This window comes from Lysobacter sp. TAB13 (assembly GCF_052113885.1).
Lineage (GTDB): Bacteria > Pseudomonadota > Gammaproteobacteria > Xanthomonadales > Xanthomonadaceae > Lysobacter > Lysobacter gummosus.
Map to the genome: position 1 here is coordinate 214,438 of NZ_JBFRDR010000003.1, position 16,829 is coordinate 231,266.

The 16,829-nt window shown below is 65.4% G+C and carries 18 protein-coding genes; 6 read left to right on the top strand and 12 right to left on the bottom strand.

Going from position 1 to position 16,829, the window contains the following annotated elements; genetic code table 11:
* Nucleotides 1-71: 71 nt before the first annotated feature.
* Entirely contained in the window at nt 72-584 is a 513-nt protein-coding gene (locus AB4Y92_RS05660; protein WP_441818738.1) for a hypothetical protein, read from the top strand.
* Here the strand turns inward: AB4Y92_RS05660 and AB4Y92_RS05665 are convergent.
* From AB4Y92_RS05665 to purE, 3 genes are read right to left on the bottom strand one after another with little or no spacing between them, the layout of a single operon-like run.
* Nucleotides 581-739, bottom strand: coding sequence for a hypothetical protein (locus tag AB4Y92_RS05665; protein ID WP_441818739.1), 159 nt, complete (start codon nt 737-739; stop codon nt 581-583). The two genes, AB4Y92_RS05660 and AB4Y92_RS05665, sit on opposite strands and share 4 nt — an antisense overlap.
* Nucleotides 736-1,875 (bottom strand): 5-(carboxyamino)imidazole ribonucleotide synthase, encoded by a 1,140-nt coding sequence (locus AB4Y92_RS05670; RefSeq protein ID WP_441818740.1) that lies wholly within the window; start codon nt 1,873-1,875, stop codon nt 736-738. Before AB4Y92_RS05670 ends, AB4Y92_RS05665 begins: the two co-directional genes overlap by 4 nt.
* The gene (gene purE / locus AB4Y92_RS05675) at nt 1,872-2,411 is read right to left on the bottom strand and encodes a 5-(carboxyamino)imidazole ribonucleotide mutase (RefSeq protein WP_441818741.1); all 540 of its coding nucleotides are present in this window, start codon (nt 2,409-2,411) and stop codon (nt 1,872-1,874) included. The genes AB4Y92_RS05670 and purE overlap by 4 nt, the downstream gene beginning before the upstream one ends.
* Before the next feature lie 64 nt (nt 2,412-2,475).
* On the opposite strand from purE, the gene AB4Y92_RS05680 reads away from it, so the two are divergent.
* The 3 genes from AB4Y92_RS05680 to AB4Y92_RS05690 are packed head-to-tail and all read left to right on the top strand — an operon-like array spanning nt 2,476 to nt 3,998.
* Entirely contained in the window at nt 2,476-2,745 is a 270-nt protein-coding gene (locus tag AB4Y92_RS05680) for a Trm112 family protein (protein ID WP_057943761.1), read from the top strand.
* Nucleotides 2,742-3,635, top strand: a complete 894-nt coding sequence (gene nadC / locus AB4Y92_RS05685; protein WP_441818742.1) for a carboxylating nicotinate-nucleotide diphosphorylase — start codon at nt 2,742-2,744, stop codon at nt 3,633-3,635. The genes AB4Y92_RS05680 and nadC overlap by 4 nt, the downstream gene beginning before the upstream one ends.
* A 39-nt stretch (nt 3,636-3,674) precedes the next feature.
* A complete protein-coding gene (locus AB4Y92_RS05690; protein ID WP_057943763.1) occupies nt 3,675-3,998 on the top strand; it encodes a DUF3301 domain-containing protein in 324 nt (107 codons plus the stop codon).
* A gap of 232 nt (nt 3,999-4,230) precedes the next feature.
* On the opposite strand, the gene AB4Y92_RS05695 is transcribed toward AB4Y92_RS05690, so the two are convergent.
* From AB4Y92_RS05695 to AB4Y92_RS05720, 6 genes are all read right to left on the bottom strand, one after another.
* Nucleotides 4,231-4,728, bottom strand: a complete 498-nt coding sequence (locus AB4Y92_RS05695) for a ClpXP protease specificity-enhancing factor (protein ID WP_441818743.1) — start codon at nt 4,726-4,728, stop codon at nt 4,231-4,233.
* 304 nt (nt 4,729-5,032) lie between these two features.
* A complete protein-coding gene (locus AB4Y92_RS05700) occupies nt 5,033-5,668 on the bottom strand; it encodes a glutathione S-transferase N-terminal domain-containing protein (protein ID WP_057945536.1) in 636 nt (211 codons plus the stop codon).
* 178 nt (nt 5,669-5,846) lie between these two features.
* Nucleotides 5,847-6,590, bottom strand: coding sequence for a cytochrome c1 (locus tag AB4Y92_RS05705; protein ID WP_441818744.1), 744 nt, complete (start codon nt 6,588-6,590; stop codon nt 5,847-5,849).
* A 76-nt stretch (nt 6,591-6,666) separates the two neighbouring features.
* Nucleotides 6,667-7,926, bottom strand: a complete 1,260-nt coding sequence (locus AB4Y92_RS05710; RefSeq protein WP_441818745.1) for a cytochrome b — start codon at nt 7,924-7,926, stop codon at nt 6,667-6,669.
* A gap of 3 nt (nt 7,927-7,929) precedes the next feature.
* Nucleotides 7,930-8,541, bottom strand: coding sequence for a ubiquinol-cytochrome c reductase iron-sulfur subunit (gene petA, locus AB4Y92_RS05715; protein ID WP_441818746.1), 612 nt, complete (start codon nt 8,539-8,541; stop codon nt 7,930-7,932).
* 412 nt (nt 8,542-8,953) lie between these two features.
* Nucleotides 8,954-9,967: a lytic transglycosylase domain-containing protein gene (locus AB4Y92_RS05720; protein WP_441818747.1), complete on the bottom strand. Its 1,014-nt coding sequence runs from the start codon at nt 9,965-9,967 to the stop codon at nt 8,954-8,956.
* 248 nt (nt 9,968-10,215) lie between these two features.
* Between AB4Y92_RS05720 and miaB the strand changes: the two genes are divergently transcribed.
* Together miaB and AB4Y92_RS05730 are read left to right on the top strand one after the other, a co-directional pair.
* Nucleotides 10,216-11,643 carry a tRNA (N6-isopentenyl adenosine(37)-C2)-methylthiotransferase MiaB gene (gene miaB / locus AB4Y92_RS05725; RefSeq protein ID WP_441818748.1) on the top strand — a complete coding sequence of 476 codons (1,428 nt, stop codon included), beginning with the start codon at nt 10,216-10,218 and terminating at the stop codon, nt 11,641-11,643.
* 27 nt (nt 11,644-11,670) lie between these two features.
* Nucleotides 11,671-12,168 carry a GNAT family N-acetyltransferase gene (locus AB4Y92_RS05730; protein WP_441818749.1) on the top strand — a complete coding sequence of 166 codons (498 nt, stop codon included), beginning with the start codon at nt 11,671-11,673 and terminating at the stop codon, nt 12,166-12,168.
* Between the two features lie 450 nt (nt 12,169-12,618).
* Here the strand turns inward: AB4Y92_RS05730 and AB4Y92_RS05735 are convergent, their stop codons facing one another.
* From AB4Y92_RS05735 to AB4Y92_RS05745, 3 genes are all read right to left on the bottom strand, one after another.
* Nucleotides 12,619-14,019, bottom strand: a complete 1,401-nt coding sequence (locus tag AB4Y92_RS05735) for a DUF1501 domain-containing protein (protein WP_441818750.1) — start codon at nt 14,017-14,019, stop codon at nt 12,619-12,621.
* 20 nt (nt 14,020-14,039) lie between these two features.
* Nucleotides 14,040-15,866 (bottom strand): DUF1800 domain-containing protein, encoded by a 1,827-nt coding sequence (locus AB4Y92_RS05740; RefSeq protein WP_441818751.1) that lies wholly within the window; start codon nt 15,864-15,866, stop codon nt 14,040-14,042.
* A gap of 292 nt (nt 15,867-16,158) precedes the next feature.
* Entirely contained in the window at nt 16,159-16,461 is a 303-nt protein-coding gene (locus tag AB4Y92_RS05745) for a hypothetical protein (RefSeq protein ID WP_441818752.1), read from the bottom strand.
* Nucleotides 16,462-16,829 lie beyond the last annotated feature (368 nt).

A 16,829-nucleotide genomic window follows, 5' to 3' on the forward strand; every position in this document is an offset into this window, starting at 1 on the left:
CGGGCTTGCGCCGTCATCGGGCAGCGCTCAAGCTCACCAGTGCATTCCCGCAGACTGATCAGGTCGCTCCGATGGCCACGGCGTTCGCTTCCACCGCTCCCTATTGGGTGCCGGCCCTGTCGGCCCTGATGGTCTACCGCCGCATCCGCCGCAATTTCGGCGTGCAGCCGTGGCGTCCGGTGCGCAGCGGCATCCGGCTCGGGGTTCTGTCGCTGGTCGCGTGCATGCTGATCGTGCTGGCGGTGCTGCAGCCGCAGTTGGCATTGGCCATGGGCGCAGGCGCTGTCATCGGCGTCGGCGTCGGGCTGCTCGCGCTCAAGCACACCCATGTGGCTTTGCGCGACGGTCGCCGCGTGTATACGCCCAATCCCTGGATCGGCGGCGCGCTGACCGTACTGCTGCTAGGCCGTCTGGCCTGGCGCTGGACTCACGAGGGCTTCGCCGCGGCGCAGGCGCCGAGCCCGCTGACCTTGGGCATGGCGGCGGTGCTGATCGTGTATTCGCTGGTGTATCTGGTCGGCTTGATGCTGCAGATGCGGCGACTGCCGGCCACGGACGAAAACAGCGCCGCGAGCGGCGACTAAACGCGATAAGGCGAGTCGCGGCCCACATCGCAGCAGACCGGTCCGCAAGCCAGCGCACCCAGAAAAAACGGCGCGACCAGCAGCGACAGCCCCAGGTTCTGCAAGATCGCCGGCGGCGTGCGGTGACTGCGCGCCGCGGTGACGACGGGGATCACACCAACCTCGCGACCACCGGATCTACCTGACCGGTCCGTCCGAGCGCTTCACCGACACGACGCAACGCCTCGGCGAGTTCTTTCGGCGAATCCGCGCGCAAAGTCGCATGCCCCACTTTGCGTCCCTCGCGCGGCTGCTTGCCGTAATCGTGCCAATGCCCGCCGGCTTCGCCGAGCACCGCATTGGCATCGGGCATCGCGCCGATCCAGTTAAGCATGCAAGCGTGGCCGAGCATGCGCGTGTCGCCCAGCGGCAGGCCGAGCACGGCGCGCAGATGGTTCTGGAACTGCGAGGTCTCGCTGCCTTCGATGGTCCAGTGGCCGGAGTTGTGCACGCGCGGGGCGAGTTCGTTGGCCAGCAACACGCCGTCGCGGCAGAACAGTTCCAGCGCGAACACGCCGACGTAGTCCAGCGCTTCGGCCAGCTTGCGCGCATGCGAGATCGCGGTCGCGGCCAGGGCCTCATCGGTTTGCGCCGGGGCCAGGCTCGCCGACAACACGCCGTCGACGTGCCAGTTCTCGGTCAGCGGCCAGGCGCGGAATTCGCCGTCGCGGCCGCGCACGGCGACCACCGACAGTTCGCGCTGGAAGGCGACGAAGCCTTCCAGGATCAGGCCGACCTTGTCCGCCTGCGCGCCCAGCGCGGCCCAGGCCGCGTCGGCGTCGGCCGGCGTCTTGATGCGGAACTGGCCCTTGCCGTCGTAGCCCAGGCGGCGGGTCTTGAGGATGCACGGCGTGCCGATCTTGGCCAGCGCGGCGTCGAGCGATTCGCGCGTGCCGATCGCGGCGAAATCCGGCACCGGAATGCCCAGGTCGAGGAACAAGGTCTTCTCGGCCAGACGATCCTGCGCCACGGCCAGCGCGCGCGGACTCGGGAACACCGGCCGGCGCTCGGCCAGCCAGTGCGCGGACTCGGCCGGGACGTTTTCGAAGTCGAAGGTGGCTACGTCGATGTTCGAGGCGAATTCGTCCAGCGCGGCCTGATCGGTGTAGTCGCCCACGACCATCGGCGCGAACTGGCCGGCGCAGGCGTCTTCAGCGCTGTCCAGCACCAGGAAGCGCAGCCCCAGCGGCGCGCCGGAAAGCGCGAGCATGCGGGCCAGCTGCCCGCCTCCGAGAATGCCGACGGTGGTCATTGGCGCGGGTCGTCGTTGGCCAGGACCTCGTCGGTCTGGCGCGCGCGGAACGCACTGAGCGCCGCGCCGATGGCCGGGTATTCCGGCGACAGCAGCGCCGCGGCGAACAAGGCCGCATTGGCCGCGCCGGCGTTGCCGATGGCGAAGGTCGCCACCGGAATGCCGGCCGGCATCTGCACGATCGACAGCAGCGAGTCCATGCCGTTGAGCGCCTTGGACTGCACCGGCACGCCCAGCACCGGCACCGCGGTCTTGGCCGCCAGCATGCCCGGCAGATGCGCCGCGCCGCCGGCGCCGGCGATGATCGCGCGCAGGCCGCGCGAGGCGGCCGTGTCGGCGTATTCGAACAGCACGTCGGGCGTGCGATGCGCCGACACCACGCGGACTTCGTGCGGAACGCCCAGCGCTTCGAGCTTGGCGGCGGCGTGCTGCATGGTCTCCCAGTCCGAACGCGAGCCCATGACGATGCCGACCAGCGGCGACGACGGACTTGGCGGGGAGCCGGACGAAGAAGCGGAACTGCTGGCTGGGAACATGGGACGTGCCTTGGCGCAAAGACGTATTCTAACGCCCTGTCCCGTCGTACCGGCACCGCACCGTATGGATCGCAAATTGCTCGACCTGCTCGTCTGCCCCACCACCCGCCAACCGCTGCTGCCGCTGGACGGCCGCGGCCTGCAGGCGCTCAACGCCGCCATCGAGGCCGGCGGCGTGGTCCGCGGCAGCGGCGACGCCCAGCCCCAGCCGCTGCGCGAGGCCCTGATCACCCGCGATCGCAAGATCGTCTACATCGTCGATGACGGCATTCCGCTGCTGGATTCGGAAAACGCCATCGGCACGGCCCAGATCGACGGCTTTCCCGGCGCATGAGCGCGCAGGCGAGGCTTAACCTGACCCCGCCGCCGCCGGCCGAGATCGAGGCCGACGTCGCCGACGCCCTGGCCGAGGATCTGGGCGGCGGCGACGTCACCGCCGACCTGCTGCCGGACGTGGCCGACATCGCCTACCTGCTGTGCAAGGAAGACGCGGTGGTGTGCGGGCGGCCGTGGTTCGACGCCTGCCATCGCGCGCTGGACCCGCACGTGCAGATCGACTGGAAAGTCGAGGAAGGCCAGCACGTCCAAGGCCGCACGGTCCTGGCGACCCTGCAGGGCCGGGCCCGTTCCCTGGTCAGCGCCGAGCGCGCCTCGCTGAATTTCATGCAGACCCTGTCGGCCGTCGCCACCGTCACCGCGCAGTACGTCGCGGCGGTGGAAGGCACCGGCGCGAAGATCCTCGACACCCGCAAGACCCTGCCCGGCCTGCGCCTGGCACAGAAATACGCGGTGCGCGTCGGCGGCGGGGTCAATCACCGCATCGGCCTGTTCGATGCGGTGATGCTCAAGGAAAACCATATCCGCGCCGCCGGCTCGATCCGCGGCGCGATCCACAGCGCGCGCGCGCGCCATCCGAAGCTGCCGCTGATCGTCGAGGTCGAAACCCTGGAGCAACTGCGCGAGGCGCTGGGCCAGGGCTGCGACCGGGTGCTGATCGACGACTTCAGCGCCGACGATCGCCGCGAAGCGGTGCGCATCGCGCACGCCGCGCCGTTCGACGGGCGCATTCCGCTGGAGGTGTCGGGCGGCGTGGATTTCACCACCCTGCGCGGCATCGCCGAGGACGGCGTGGACTGCATCTCGATCGGCGCGCTGACCAAACATGTGCGCGCCATCGATCTTTCGCTGAAACTCGGGCCGCCGCCGAATCTCCAGGGCGCCTGACGCCTTGCTTTTCGCGCCCGCCGTCGCCAGAAATCCGCCATGCCTACCTTGATCCTGCTGATGATCTTCGGCGCCGCCGCGTTCTCGTTCTGGAGCGCCGGCCGCGCCGCCGCCGAACGCGCCGAGGTCGTCGGCCGCGACGCCTGCCGCGCGGCCGGCGTGCAGTGGCTGGATCAGAGCGTGCATTCGATCGGACTGCGGATCATCCGCCAGGAAAGCGGCTGGCTCGGATTCGAGCGCACCTTCCGCTTCGATTATTCGATCGACGGCGAAGACCGCCATGTCGGGCGGATGATCTTGCGCGGGGACAAGTTGATTGCGTTCAGCGGGCCGGTGACCCGCGAGCCGTCGCAGTTGCACTAAGCGGCAGCGGACCTGGTTTTGCTCCCTCTCCCGCTTGCGGGAGAGGGCTGGGGTGAGGGCGAGCGTAAGTAACGCAACAACGCAGCCAGTCATTGCCACGCGCCCTCATCCGCCCTTCGGGCACCTTCTCCCGTACACGGGAGAAGGGAAAACGACGCAGGCCAGTCATTGCCGCGCCCCTCATCCGTCCTCCGAGCACCTTCTCTCGCGACGGGAGAAGGGAAGCGGTTGCTTACTTCACGATCCGCAAATGCCCACCACGACGCGGACTCGGCGTCGGCGGCTGCGGGCCGTCGTCGTCGCCGTCCGGCGCGGGATCGTTGGGCACGGCGCTGAGCACCGGCGGCGAGGTCGACTCGACCTCATCCAGCTCTTCCTCCAGCGCGGCCTCTTCCATATTCACGTCTTCCGGCAGCGCCATGCCCTGCCCGGTTTCGCGCGCATAGATCGCCAGCACCGCGCCGACCGGCACCGAGACCGGATGGCTGACTCCGCCGAAGCGGGCGCTGAAGCGGATGAAGTCGTTGCCCATTTCCAGGTGCGAGACCGCGCGCGCGGCGACGTTGAGCACGATCTTGCCATCCTTGACCGCGTGCGCGGGCACCTGCACGGACGGACGCGTGGCATCGACCAGCAGGTGCGGGGTCATGCCGTTATCGGCGATCCACTCGTACAACGCCCGCAACAGGTAGGGGCGGTGGCTGGTCATCGGCGTGCTGCTTTCGGTCATATGCGCATTTTAAGCTAAAGCGCTGGCCGGCAGGCAGCCAGAAACATATTCCCGGGCCTCTCGGCCCGGATCGAAGGCTCCACGCCGCTGGAAAGGGCCGCAGATGCGTAGTTCGCCTCAGGGCCACGAAGCACGCCGCCCCCCTGCTCCGCCGCCGATCCACCGCGGCCTTTCGAGAGGCATCAGCCCCGAAGTTTCAGGAAGAGCATGGCCAAGCCTCGGACGCGAACCGCCCCGAACGCATCGAAGCCCTACGCCCCACTCGCACTACCCATTCCCGATTCCCGATCCCCCATTCCCCGCCTCAACCAGGCATCTCGCGCAGCTTGCGCTCCTGGTCGGTCAGGCTGCGGGTGAAGCCGGGGTTGCGGAAGATGCGGTTGCCGTAGTCCTCGATGGCCTTGCCGTCCTTCGGCAGCGGCACGTCCAGCGACGGCAGGCGCCAGATGATCGGCGCCATCGCGCAGTCGGCCAGGCTCATTTCCGGATTCAAGAAGAACTTGCTGGCCTTGAACAACGGCACCGAGGCGGTCAGCAGCTCCTTCAGGCGCTTGCGCGCGGCCTCGGCCTGGGCCTTGTTGCCCATCTGGATGGCCTGCACCTGCGGCACCCAGTCGTGCTCCAGGCGCAGCATGGCCAGGCGCAGGCGCGCGCGCGAAAGCGGATCGACCGGCATCAGCGGCGGATGCGGGTAGCGCTCGTCGAGGTATTCGCTGACCACGCTGGCGGCGTAGAGCACCAGGTCGCGTTCGACCAGGGTCGGGACCGAGTGGTAGGGGTTGAGATCGACGAGGTCTTCGGGCGGATTCTGCGGATCGACCGGGATCAGATCGTAGGTGACGCCCTTGGCCGCCAGAACCAGTCTGACGCGGTGGCACAGTACGCAATCGGTGGACGAAAACAGAGTCAGGGCATTACGCATACGGGGGCTCGCCGCCATCATCGACCTCTCCAGCAACCGGAATCCGCCAGTCGCAAGACGCCCTCCACCCTTTGTGGAAGGTCATCACGGCCTCGAGCCTGGGCACAGCCTACTTTGCTGAAGCTGCCGGCTCGCTAGACCGACAACCCTAGCGGAAAACCCGCGCTTGTGGCGCGGGTTTTCCAGTCGGACGACATCAATGTTCCACGTCGCGCCAGTACTCGGTCTTCAACAGATACGCGATGAAGGTGAACAACGCCAGGAACAGGATCACCCAAACGCCAAGACTCTGGCGCTTGAGGGCGGCCGGTTCGCCGGCGTACTCGAGGAAGGTGGTGATGTCGCGCGTGGCGGTCTTGAAGCCTTCGGCGTCGAGCTTGCCGGGCTGGGTGACCTTGAGCGCGTGCACCGGACGGTCGCCGGTGGTCTTGTCCGGCTCGCCGAACTCGGCGTGCTGCAGGCCCTGCAGCTCCCACAGCGGGTTGGGCATGGACGCGTTCGGGAACAACTTGTTGTTCCAGCCCAGCGGACGCCCTTCGTCGAGGTAGAACGAGTTCAGGTAGGTATAGACCCAGTCGCTGCCGCGCACGCGGGTGATCAGGCTCAGGTCCGGCGGCATCTTGCCGAACCACTGGTTGGCGTGTTCCGGGGTCAGGCTCACCTGGATCTGCTCGCCGAACTTGGCGCCGGTGAAGTTGAGGTTCTTCATCACCTCTTCTTCGGTCAGGCCCAGGTCCTCGGCCATGCGCGAGTAGCGCAGGTACTTCAGCGAGTGGCAGCCCGAGCAGTAGTTCATGTACAGCTGGGCGCCGCGCTGCAGCGAGGCGCGATCGTTGAGATCGGTCCCAGACTGCATCAGGTTGCCGCCCTCGGACGCGAAGGCGGTGGCCGACACGAGCAGGCCGGCGACGAAGGTGGCGAGCTTCTTCACGATGTGCATCTTCCGCAGAGGCTGGCTTTTTGAAGAGTCCGCACAAGGATGTGCGGGCTTTTGCAGAGGGACCTGCACACTTGTCTTAGTCATGCATCGTCACCCGTTGCGGCACCGGCTTGGTCTTGTCGATCTTGGTCCACAGCGGCATGGTGATGAAGAAGGCGAAGTACAGGAAGGTCAACACGCGGCCGACGATGGTCTCGACCGGGTCGGTGCCCGGGCCCGCGCCGATCTTGCCCAGCCAGATGAAGCACACCGCCAGCAGCATCAGCATGAACTTGCTGATCCAGCCGCGATAACGCACCGACTTGACCTTGCAGCGGTCCAGCCACGGCACCAGGAACAGCACCGCGATCGCCGAGAACATGACCAGCACGCCCGACAGCTTGTGCGGGATCACGCGCAACATCGCGTAGTACGGCGTGTAGTACCACACCGGCTTGATGTGCTCCGGCGTCACCAGGCGGTTGGCCTCGGTGAAGTTGTCGTGTTCCAGGAACCAGCCGCCCATCGCCGGAGCGAAGAAGATGATGAAGGCGGCGATGATCAGGAAGAAGCCGACGCCGACCAGATCCTTGACCGTGTAGTACGGGTGGAACGGAATGCCGTCGAGCGGCTTGCTCGCGTCCCAGCGGTTGCCCTTCGGGCCGTACTTGATGTCCACGCCGTCGGGGTTGTTGGAGCCGACTTCGTGCAGCGCGCCCAGGTGCAGCACCACCAGCAACAGCAGCACCAGCGGCAGCGCGATCACGTGCAGGGCGAAGAAGCGGTTGAGCGTGGCGTCGCCGGGCAGGTAGTCGCCCATGATCCACTCGGTCAGGCCGTTGCCGATCACCGGAATGGCGCCGAACAGCGAGATGATGACCTTGGCGCCCCAGAACGACATCTGGCCCCACGGCAGCACGTAGCCCATGAAGGCTTCGGCCATCAGCACCAGATAGATCAGCATGCCCAGGATCCACACCAGCTCGCGCGGCTTCTGGTACGAGCCGTACAGCAGGCCGCGGAACATGTGCAGATAGACGACGATGAAGAACAGCGATGCGCCGGTGGAGTGCATGTAGCGGATCAGCCAGCCCCACTCCACGTCGCGCATGATGTATTCGACCGACGAGAACGCATCGGCCGCGGACGGCTTGAAGTGCATCGTCAGGAAGATGCCGGTGACGATCTGGTTGACCAGCACCAGCAGCGCCAGCGAACCGAAGTAGTACCAGACGTTGAAGTTCTTCGGCGCGTAGTACTCGGTCATATGCTTGCGATAGACCGGCATCATGCCGGGCGCGCGAGCGGTGACCCAATCGAAGACGTTGTTGGCGGTGCGGGTAAGGATGTTGGACATGACTTACGCCGCTCCCTTCGGATCAACACCGATGATGATGGTGTTGTCGTTTTCGTAGTAATGCGGAGGCACCAGCAGGTTGATCGGTGCCGGAACGCCCTGGAACACGCGCCCGGACATGTCGAAGCGCGACTTGTGGCAGGGGCAGAAGTAGCCGCCCTTCCATTCCGGATCGAACGGCTCGGGACGAATCTCGGCCTTCATTTCCGGCGAGCAGCCCAGATGGGTGCACAGGCCGACCAGCACCGAGATGTCCGGCTTGATCGAACGCAGCTCGCCCTTGATGTACGCGGGCTGCTGGTCCTTGTTTTCGGACTTGGGATCGCGCAGACGGCCGTCCAGCGTCGGCAGTGCGTCGAGCACGGCCTTGGAACGCTTGACGATCCAGATCGGCTGACCACGCCACTCCACCATCAGGCGTTGGCCTTCGGTCAGGGCGCTGATATCCGCCGTCACCGGAGCACCGGCGAGCTTGGCGCGCGCGCTGGGGTTCCAGGACTTGATGAAGGGCACCGCTGCAAAGCCGGCCCCGACCGCACCGACCACTGCCGTGGTCGCCGTCAGGAACCGACGTCGGCCCGTGTTAATAGGATCGTGGACCCCTTGGTTGGCCATCCGGCACTCCGCAAAAGCTGCAATTCGAAGTTAACGCCGCGCTACCCGGAACCATTGGCTAACCAAACACAACCACTGGCGAAAGGCTGGCGGCTCAAAAGACGGGGAAGTGTAGCGGAACCGTTAAGGGCGCGACAATCCGCGCCATTGCAAATTGCTCACACGGTGCGCCCCGGACGCGGTATTCGCCACCAAATCGCTTGTTTTGCAGGTTTTGGCGCGGCCACGGCGATGGCGGCGAGCGGCCCGGGTGGGAAAAGGACGCGCCGCGAACGCGGCCATTGCGCGAGCGCCGCACCGTCATGCGCGCCGTGCGGGCCCGCGGGCGGGGCGTCGATGCGCGGCCGGGCGGAGGATTCTTCGAGCCGTCGAGCGGGCCGCGCATCGCAGCCACTGCGCCGCCGCCCCGCCCTCAGCGCGCGACCACCGCCGAGCGATAGCGCTGGGCCAGCACCGCCACGCGCTGCACGTAGCGCTGGGTTTCGGCATACGGCGGCACGCCGCGGTATTTGTCGACCGCGCCCTCGCCGGCGTTGTAGCCGGCCGCGGCCAGGGTCAGGTCGCCGTTGAAACGCTTGAGCAGCCAGGCCAGGTATTGCACCCCGCCCTGGATGTTCTGGTTGGCGTCGAAGGCGTTGCCGACCCCGAACCGGCGCGCGGTCGCCGGCATCAGCTGCATCAGCCCCTGCGCGCCGACCCGCGACATCGCATTGGGGTTGTAGGCCGATTCGGCATGGATGATGGCGCGCACTATCGCTTCCTCGACCCCGTGCTGGCGCGCGGCCGCGGCGATCTCGGCCGAGAACGCCGCCGTGTTCAGGCGCAGGGTGCCGAAGTTGACCCCCGGCTGGGCCGCGCAGGCGAAGCAGGTCTCGATAAAGCTGTAGCGGATGGTGCGCACCGCGGTCGCACTGGCCAGGCCCTTGGGGCGCTTGCTGGTGTAGTGGCGGACGCCGTCCTGAATATAGGAATAGACCTGACCCTGGACGAGCCGGGTCGGCGGTTGCTGCGGCATCGGCGCGATCACCGCCATCGGCGCGGGCGCCGCGGCCGTACCCGCCGTTGCCGCGGTGCCTGCCGCCGGCAAGGCCGGCCTCAGCCCGCCCGCCGCCATCGCCGCGGCCGCGCCGCTGAAGGTGGCCGGCGGATTGTTATGGATCGAAACCGGTACGCCGGCCACATCGGTGCGGGTGGTCAGCGACCCCACCGCCGGCGCCGGCGGCGCGTAGGACACCGGGGTCGGATTGCGCATCCGCCGGGCCAGGGCCGTGTACTGGCTGGCGACCACGCAGCTTTGGCCCTTGACCTTCTTGCTGACGTAGCTGCGCTCGCCGCTGGCGCTTTCGCATTTCCAAACGGTGCCCGCCACCGCCGGCGCAAGCGCCAGCAGGCAGACGGTCCCCAGAATCAGCGCGTGCCCCCTCATCGCGGCGAGTTTCCCCTGCCCGGCCGACGCTGCCAAGTCCTTGATACAGAAACGTGACGGGGACCGCGGCTTGGGGCGGCCGGCGGCTATACTGATTGAGGAACGAGTTCAGAGGAGTGAGGAGTGAGTAAAAGGCGGTGCTGCCAAGCTTCCACTCACTCCTCACTCCTCTGAACTCGTTCCTCGCTCGCCCCCTCCTAGCCACTCCGGCGCGGATTAACCGCCGCCCTCCCCGGAACCGGATCGCCATGACCGACCTGCATCCCCTGCCCACGGCGCCCGCCGCGGGCGCCGCCCGGCCCTCGACGCCGGGCGCCAAGAAACTGTTCATCGAGACCCACGGTTGCCAGATGAACGAGTACGACTCGGCCAAGATGGCCGACGTGCTCGCCGCCAGCGACGGCCTGGAACTCACCACCGACGCCAGCGAAGCCGACGTCATCCTGATCAACACTTGCTCGATCCGCGAGAAGGCGCAGGAAAAGGTGTTCAGCCAGCTCGGCCGCTGGAAGCAGCACAAACAGGGCGAGCGTCAGGTCATCATCGGCGTCGGCGGCTGCGTCGCCTCGCAGGAAGGCGCGGCCATCGTCAAGCGCGCGCCTTACGTCGATCTGGTGTTCGGCCCGCAGACCCTGCACCGCCTGCCCGAGCTGATCCGCGCCAAGCGCGAAACCGGGCTGCCGCAGGTCGATATCAGCTTCCCGGAGATCGAAAAGTTCGACCGCATGCCCGAGCCGCGCGCCGAAGGCCCCAGCGCGTTCGTCTCGATCATGGAAGGCTGCAGCAAGTACTGCTCGTTCTGCGTGGTGCCCTACACCCGCGGCGAAGAGGTCAGCCGCCCGTTCGAGGACGTGCTGGTCGAGGTCGCGCAACTGGCCGCGCAGGGCGTGCGCGAGGTCAACCTGCTCGGCCAGAACGTCAACGCCTACCGCGGCCCGATGGCCGGCGAAGACGGCGCGGCCGAAGGCGAAGTCGCCGACCTGGGCCTGCTGATCCGCACCATCGCCCAGATCGACGGTATCGACCGCATCCGCTTCACCACCTCGCACCCGCTGGAGTTCAGCGACTCGCTGGTGGAGGCCTACCGCGACGTGCCGGAGCTGGCCAACTACCTGCACCTGCCCGTGCAGGCCGGCAGCGACCGCATCCTGGCGGCGATGAAGCGCGGCTACACCGCGCTGGAATTCAAGCAGAAGATCCGCAAGCTGCGCGCGGTGCGTCCGGACATCTCGATCTCCTCGGATTTCATCGTCGGCTTTCCCGGCGAGACCGAGGCCGATTTCGAGAAGACCATGAAGCTGATCGAAGACGTCGGCTTCGACCAATCGTTTTCCTTCATCTACTCGCGCCGCCCCGGCACCCCGGCCGCCGACCTGGAAGACAGCGTCACCGACGCGGAAAAGCACGCGCGCCTGTCGCGCCTGCAGGCGGCGATCACCGCCCATTCGATGACGATCTCGCAGTCGATGGTCGGCAGCGTCCAGCGCGTGCTGGTCGAAGGCCCGTCGCGCAAGGACCCGAACGAGCTCACCGGCAAGACCGAGAACATGCGTTCGGTGAACTTCCCCGCCCCGCAGCGTTTGATCGGCCAGTTCGTCGATGTGATGATCACCGAAGCGATGCCCAACTCACTTCGCGGCCGGGTCCACCTCGGCGACAGCCAAGCCGCCGCCTGACCGGCGGCGCACGACAGGAACCCACGCATGGATCGCGACTTCCACATCCGCGAAATCGGCCCGGAAGAATTCGAACGGGTCTGGCCGATCTTCCGCGAGGTGCTCGCGCGCGGGGAGAGCTACAACTACCCCGCCGAACTGTCGATGTCGCGCGCGCGGGCGATGTGGACCTCGCCGCCGTACCGGACCTTCATCGCCGAAGTGGACGCGGGCGAGATCCTGGGCTGCTACAAACTCGGCCCCAACCAACTTGGCCGCGGCGATCACGTCGCCAACGCCAGCTACATGGTCGCCGAAGCCGCCTGGGGCCAGGGCGTGGGCGGCGCGCTATGCGAGCACTCGCTGGCGCAGGCGCGCAGCGCGGGGTTCATCGCGATGCAGTTCAACTATGTGGTCAGCAGCAATACGGCCGCGGTGCATTTGTGGCGCAAGCACGGGTTCGAGATCGTCGGGCGAATTCCGGGCGCGTTCCGCCATTCCTCGCTGGGGTTGGTGGATGTTTATGTGATGCATCGGGTGCTTTGAGGGGGGCGAGTTCTGCTTCCGCATTCGACTCTGACTCTGACTCTGACTCTGACTCTGACTCGGATTCGGGATTCGGGATTCGGACTAGGACTAGGACCAGTCTCCCGGAGCCAGCGCCCCCTACCAACCCCACCGCACCCACCTGCCGTCATTCCCGCGAACGCGGGAATCCAGTGCCTTTCGTGCGAGAACGCCTGAAGTCGCTGGATTCCCGCGTTCGCGGGAATGACGGCCTGGAAAGATGGCGCTGAAGTCTCTGGATTCCCGCCTTCGCGGGAATGACGGTCTGGAAGGATGGCGCTGAAGTCTCTGGATGTTCGGCTACCGCCGAAGTAAAGCAGAGCCCGCTTCCGCGGGAATGACGGCATTGAGGGGTCGCGCTGAAGTCTCCGAACTCCCGCCTTTGCGGGAATGCCAGCGGAGCAATGCCCCGGAAAAGACGTCCCCGCCCTACCCCATAAACCCCAAATCCCGCCGCGGCGAAAAATTCCCCAGGTTCGGAAAGATCAAATCCAGATCCGTATCCGCCACCCCGAACCACTTCGCCAGCGTCGCCGCATACAAATCCACCGGCGTGGTCGGAATGATCTGTCCCCAACCCGCATCGTCGTTGCCGCCATTGACCAGCGTCGGCATCTGGCCGAAGAAGCGTCCGCCGCGCACCGCGCCGCCGACGACGAAGTGATGCCCGCCCCAGCCGTGATCGGAACCATCGCCATTCGACGACAAGGTCCGGCCGAAATCCGAAGCCGTGAACGCGGTGACCTTGTCGGCCACGCCCAGCTCGACCGTCGCCGCATGAAACGCCGTCATCGCCTGCGACAGGCGCGACAACAACGCCGGCTGCTCGCTGAGCAGACGATCGTGGTTGTCGAATCCGCCCATCGACACGAAATACACCTGCCGCTTCAGCCCCAGCACTTCGCGCACCTTGATCATGCGCGCCACCATCTGCAGCTGCGCGGCCAGATCGTTGTTCGCGGGAAACACCGTCTGCAACGGCGTGGACGAATCCAGCGCCGTGCCGACCGCATCGGCGTTCTCTCGCGCGCGCCGGAACGAGTTGGCGTAGCTGCGGCCGAAGACATGCGGCTGCGCGTTGGGCGCCATCAACGCCAGGAACGCGCGGCGGCTGTCGCCGTCCCATTCGAAACGGCTGAAATAACGCGGGCCGTCGTTGCCGATCACGTACTGGCTGCCGGTCGCCGCGCGCTGCAGGATGCTTTCGAAATTCAGCGACACCGACATCGGAATGAAGGCATCGGGATTGGCGTCGTGCAGCAGATCGGCGATGCGCCCGCCCCAGCCCAGATTGCGGCCGTCGCCGGTACGCGACACCTGCCAGTACTGCTGCTGATCGTTGTGCGAGAACAACTGCGGCGGCAGTTCGACCGCGTGATTGGCGTAGTCGGCCTTGCTGGTCGGGCGAATCAGCGTGCCGACATTGCCCAGCACCGCCGCCTTCCCGTTGTTGAACAAGCCCTGCAGCCCGCTCATGCCGACGGTGTCGTCGCCGATGATCGAGGACTGCAAACCGTAATCGGCGCCATCCGACGCGCCGCCTCCGGTCTGCGGCACCAGCGGCAGCAGTTGGCTCTGCTCCACCGCCAGCGTCGCGCGGGCGGTGCGGTATTGCTGATAGTGATCGTTGTCGCGCGGTATGACCATGTTCAACGAGTCGTTGCCGCCGAACATGAAGACGCACACCAGCGCCTTGTAGTCGTCGAAGCTCGATGCCCCGTAGGCGCGCGTGGCCGCCTCGACCAGGCGCAGGTTGCCCAGCGCCGAATACAGGCCGGCGCCGCCGAGCGCGGTGCAGATCGAATTACGCAGGAATTCACGACGTTTCATGGCGTTCTCCTCAGTCCTGCTTACTTCTGCACGATGTATTCGGGCGAATTGACGATCAGGTACAACGCTTCCTGCACCCGTTCGCGCTTGGCCGCCGTCGTGTTGGCCGGCATGCCGTTGAGCCGTTCCAGCAGCACCTGACGCATCGGCGCCGACATCTGCCCGGACAGGAACAACAGGTTGTAGCGATCGATCAACGCACCGGGATTGGTCGCCAGCGCCACGTCGCGGCTGAGACTGATCGCGACCTCGTCGTTGCCGATGCCAGCCGGATTGCCGACATAGGAATCAAAGATCTTGCGCATCAGATAGCCTTCGTTGGCCGGCAACATGTAGTCGGTCGCCAACTGCAGTTCCGGCGCGGCCAGATTCAGTTGCGAGGGCTCGCCCATCGGCCGGTAGTTCGGGCTGAAGAAATTGAACACCGAAGAGGCGTACATCGGCGCCTGGCCGAGGTTGCCGTCCATGGTCCAGAACTCATCGAGAAAGCCCGACTTCGACTTGGCGCCGAGCGTGCGCCACAGATGGGTCAGGCGCAGGATCGGCTCGCGCACCTTGCCGAAATTCTCCGGCTGCGAGGCCGGATCGCGCGCCTCAGGGTCCATCAACACCGCGGTCACCACCGCGCGCAGATCGCCGCGCACGCCCTGGCCGTTATCGTTGAACGCCGCCGCGACGCGGCCGACATAGGCCGGACTGGGATTGCTGGTGACCAGCCGCTGGATCAACTGCCGGCCGATGAAAGGCCCGACGTTGGGATGATTGAAGATGTTGTCGAGCGCCGCGGCCAGATCGCCGCGCCCGCTGCCACCGCCGGCGAGCTTGCCGCCCGGCAGGCTCACGCCGGTGTATTCCAGCAACTGCTTTTCCTGCGCCGAGGCGTGATAGGCCGCCTGATTCTCCATCGGCGTCACCCACGCCGGCGCGCTGGAATCGTAGTAGTAGCAATCGAAATAACCTTGCGCCTGGCAGCCGTTGAAGGTCCAGCCGGTGAACACGTGGGCGAAGCCTTTGACCGTGTCCTGGTTGTAGGTCGGCACCGGCTGCTGATTGGCATCGAGGATCGGCGTGCCGTCGGGATTGAGCCGCACCAGGCCGACGCTGAACAACTGCAGCACTTCGCGCGCGTAGTTTTCGTCCGGCCGGATGTTGTTGACCGGATCGGGCTTCTGGTTCTGCATCATCGACAGGTAGATGCCCATCACCGGATGCAAGGTCACGTCTTCGATCAAGGTGCGGAAATTGCCGAAGGAATCGCGCGCCAGGGTGTCGTAGTAATGGGTCATCCCGTGCGGCGTGTTGCCGAGCAGATCGGAGGTCGCATCCGAAACCACGAAGATTTCGCTGAGCGCGAACGCCACGCGCTGGCGCAGCTGATCGTTGTGCACGATCTGGGTCGGCTTGATCGGGTCCTTGCCGCCGATCGCGTTGACGAACCAGGCATCCAGGCGCCAATCGCGACGCACATCGGTGCCCGCGCGCGCCGCCGCGTTCTTCATGAAGGTCAACTGCGAGGACACCGGATAACCGACCTGCTCGTTGATCCACGCGGTGTAGCCGACCTGTCGCAGCTTGGCGATGTCCTCCAGCGTCGGCCCGAATGTCGCTTGCGTCAGGAATCGCGCGGCCTCGGCGTCGGTGGCCGGAATATCGGCGACCTTCGCCACCGGCGCGGCGCCACCGGCGCGCGACTCGATGCCCTGGCTAGCTCGATCCCGCGCATCCGGATACGGCCCCGCGTACTCGGGCAGCGGCGTAACACCGCGCAACACGGCGAAGATTCCCAGCACCAGCAACAGGCGCGGCGACGCGCCCATCCACGCTGAGCGCAGAAGTGTCGATTTCATTGCGGGCCCCCAAGGCTGGCGATTCGGGAGCGATGCTAGGCGCGTGACAGGTACAGAAGTTTGATAGCCGACACGCTTCGAATTCGGACTACGGCTTAATTCCGGATTGACAATCACGGAATCTAACGTCGGTGACAATCGTCATCGGCGGTGAGTGATGGCCGCAAGGCTGCGGAACTCAACCTGCCTGTAAGCCCTCCGACTACATTTATTTCAACTTCTTTCAGTGTGAGCCACTCTCACAATTAATCCGCTCACAACTTACAAACCAACCTCTACAACATAGCCTCCATCACTCCGACTCGCACACGCGACCTTCTTTTAATTCACCGACCAAATAAACGCACTCGGATTTTACACAAAATAACTCGCGCAGCACTCCTCGGCGGAGAACCGGACATTTTGGAATTCCCTCCTCATTTCGCAACGACTTAAGTATTTCGGCCTTCGCCGCCAATCCCCCAGCATCAAAACCAGAACTGTAAAGCTCAGTTCGCCCACCCACATACAATGCAACAACAACCGCCACCATAATAAGCGAGAAAAGCGCAAATATCGTACCCGGCCTCGCCCGTTTTATTTTACCAATGAACATGCACACCTCCGAACCACCGGCTTATTTTTCTCGCGAAACCCCCAATCATTCTCTACGACACTCCTGTCAACCGAGGCAGATATAGTTTTCCCATCACCCACATAGATTCCAACATGCCCAGCCATTGCCACCAGGTCACCCGGCATAATCTCCTTACCCGCCTCAACGATCGGCCAACCGGGCACGTCATAGTCAGGATCAGACAAAGATTTCGCACCTGGAGGATACCGACCCACTAAATTAGAAATGATCCCACTACCAATACTCGGAAGATCATATGCGGACGCCCCGCACATTATACCTGCCAATAAATTACATTTATTCTGCCCGCAACAAATACCGAATTAACACCAGATCGATGCGGACGC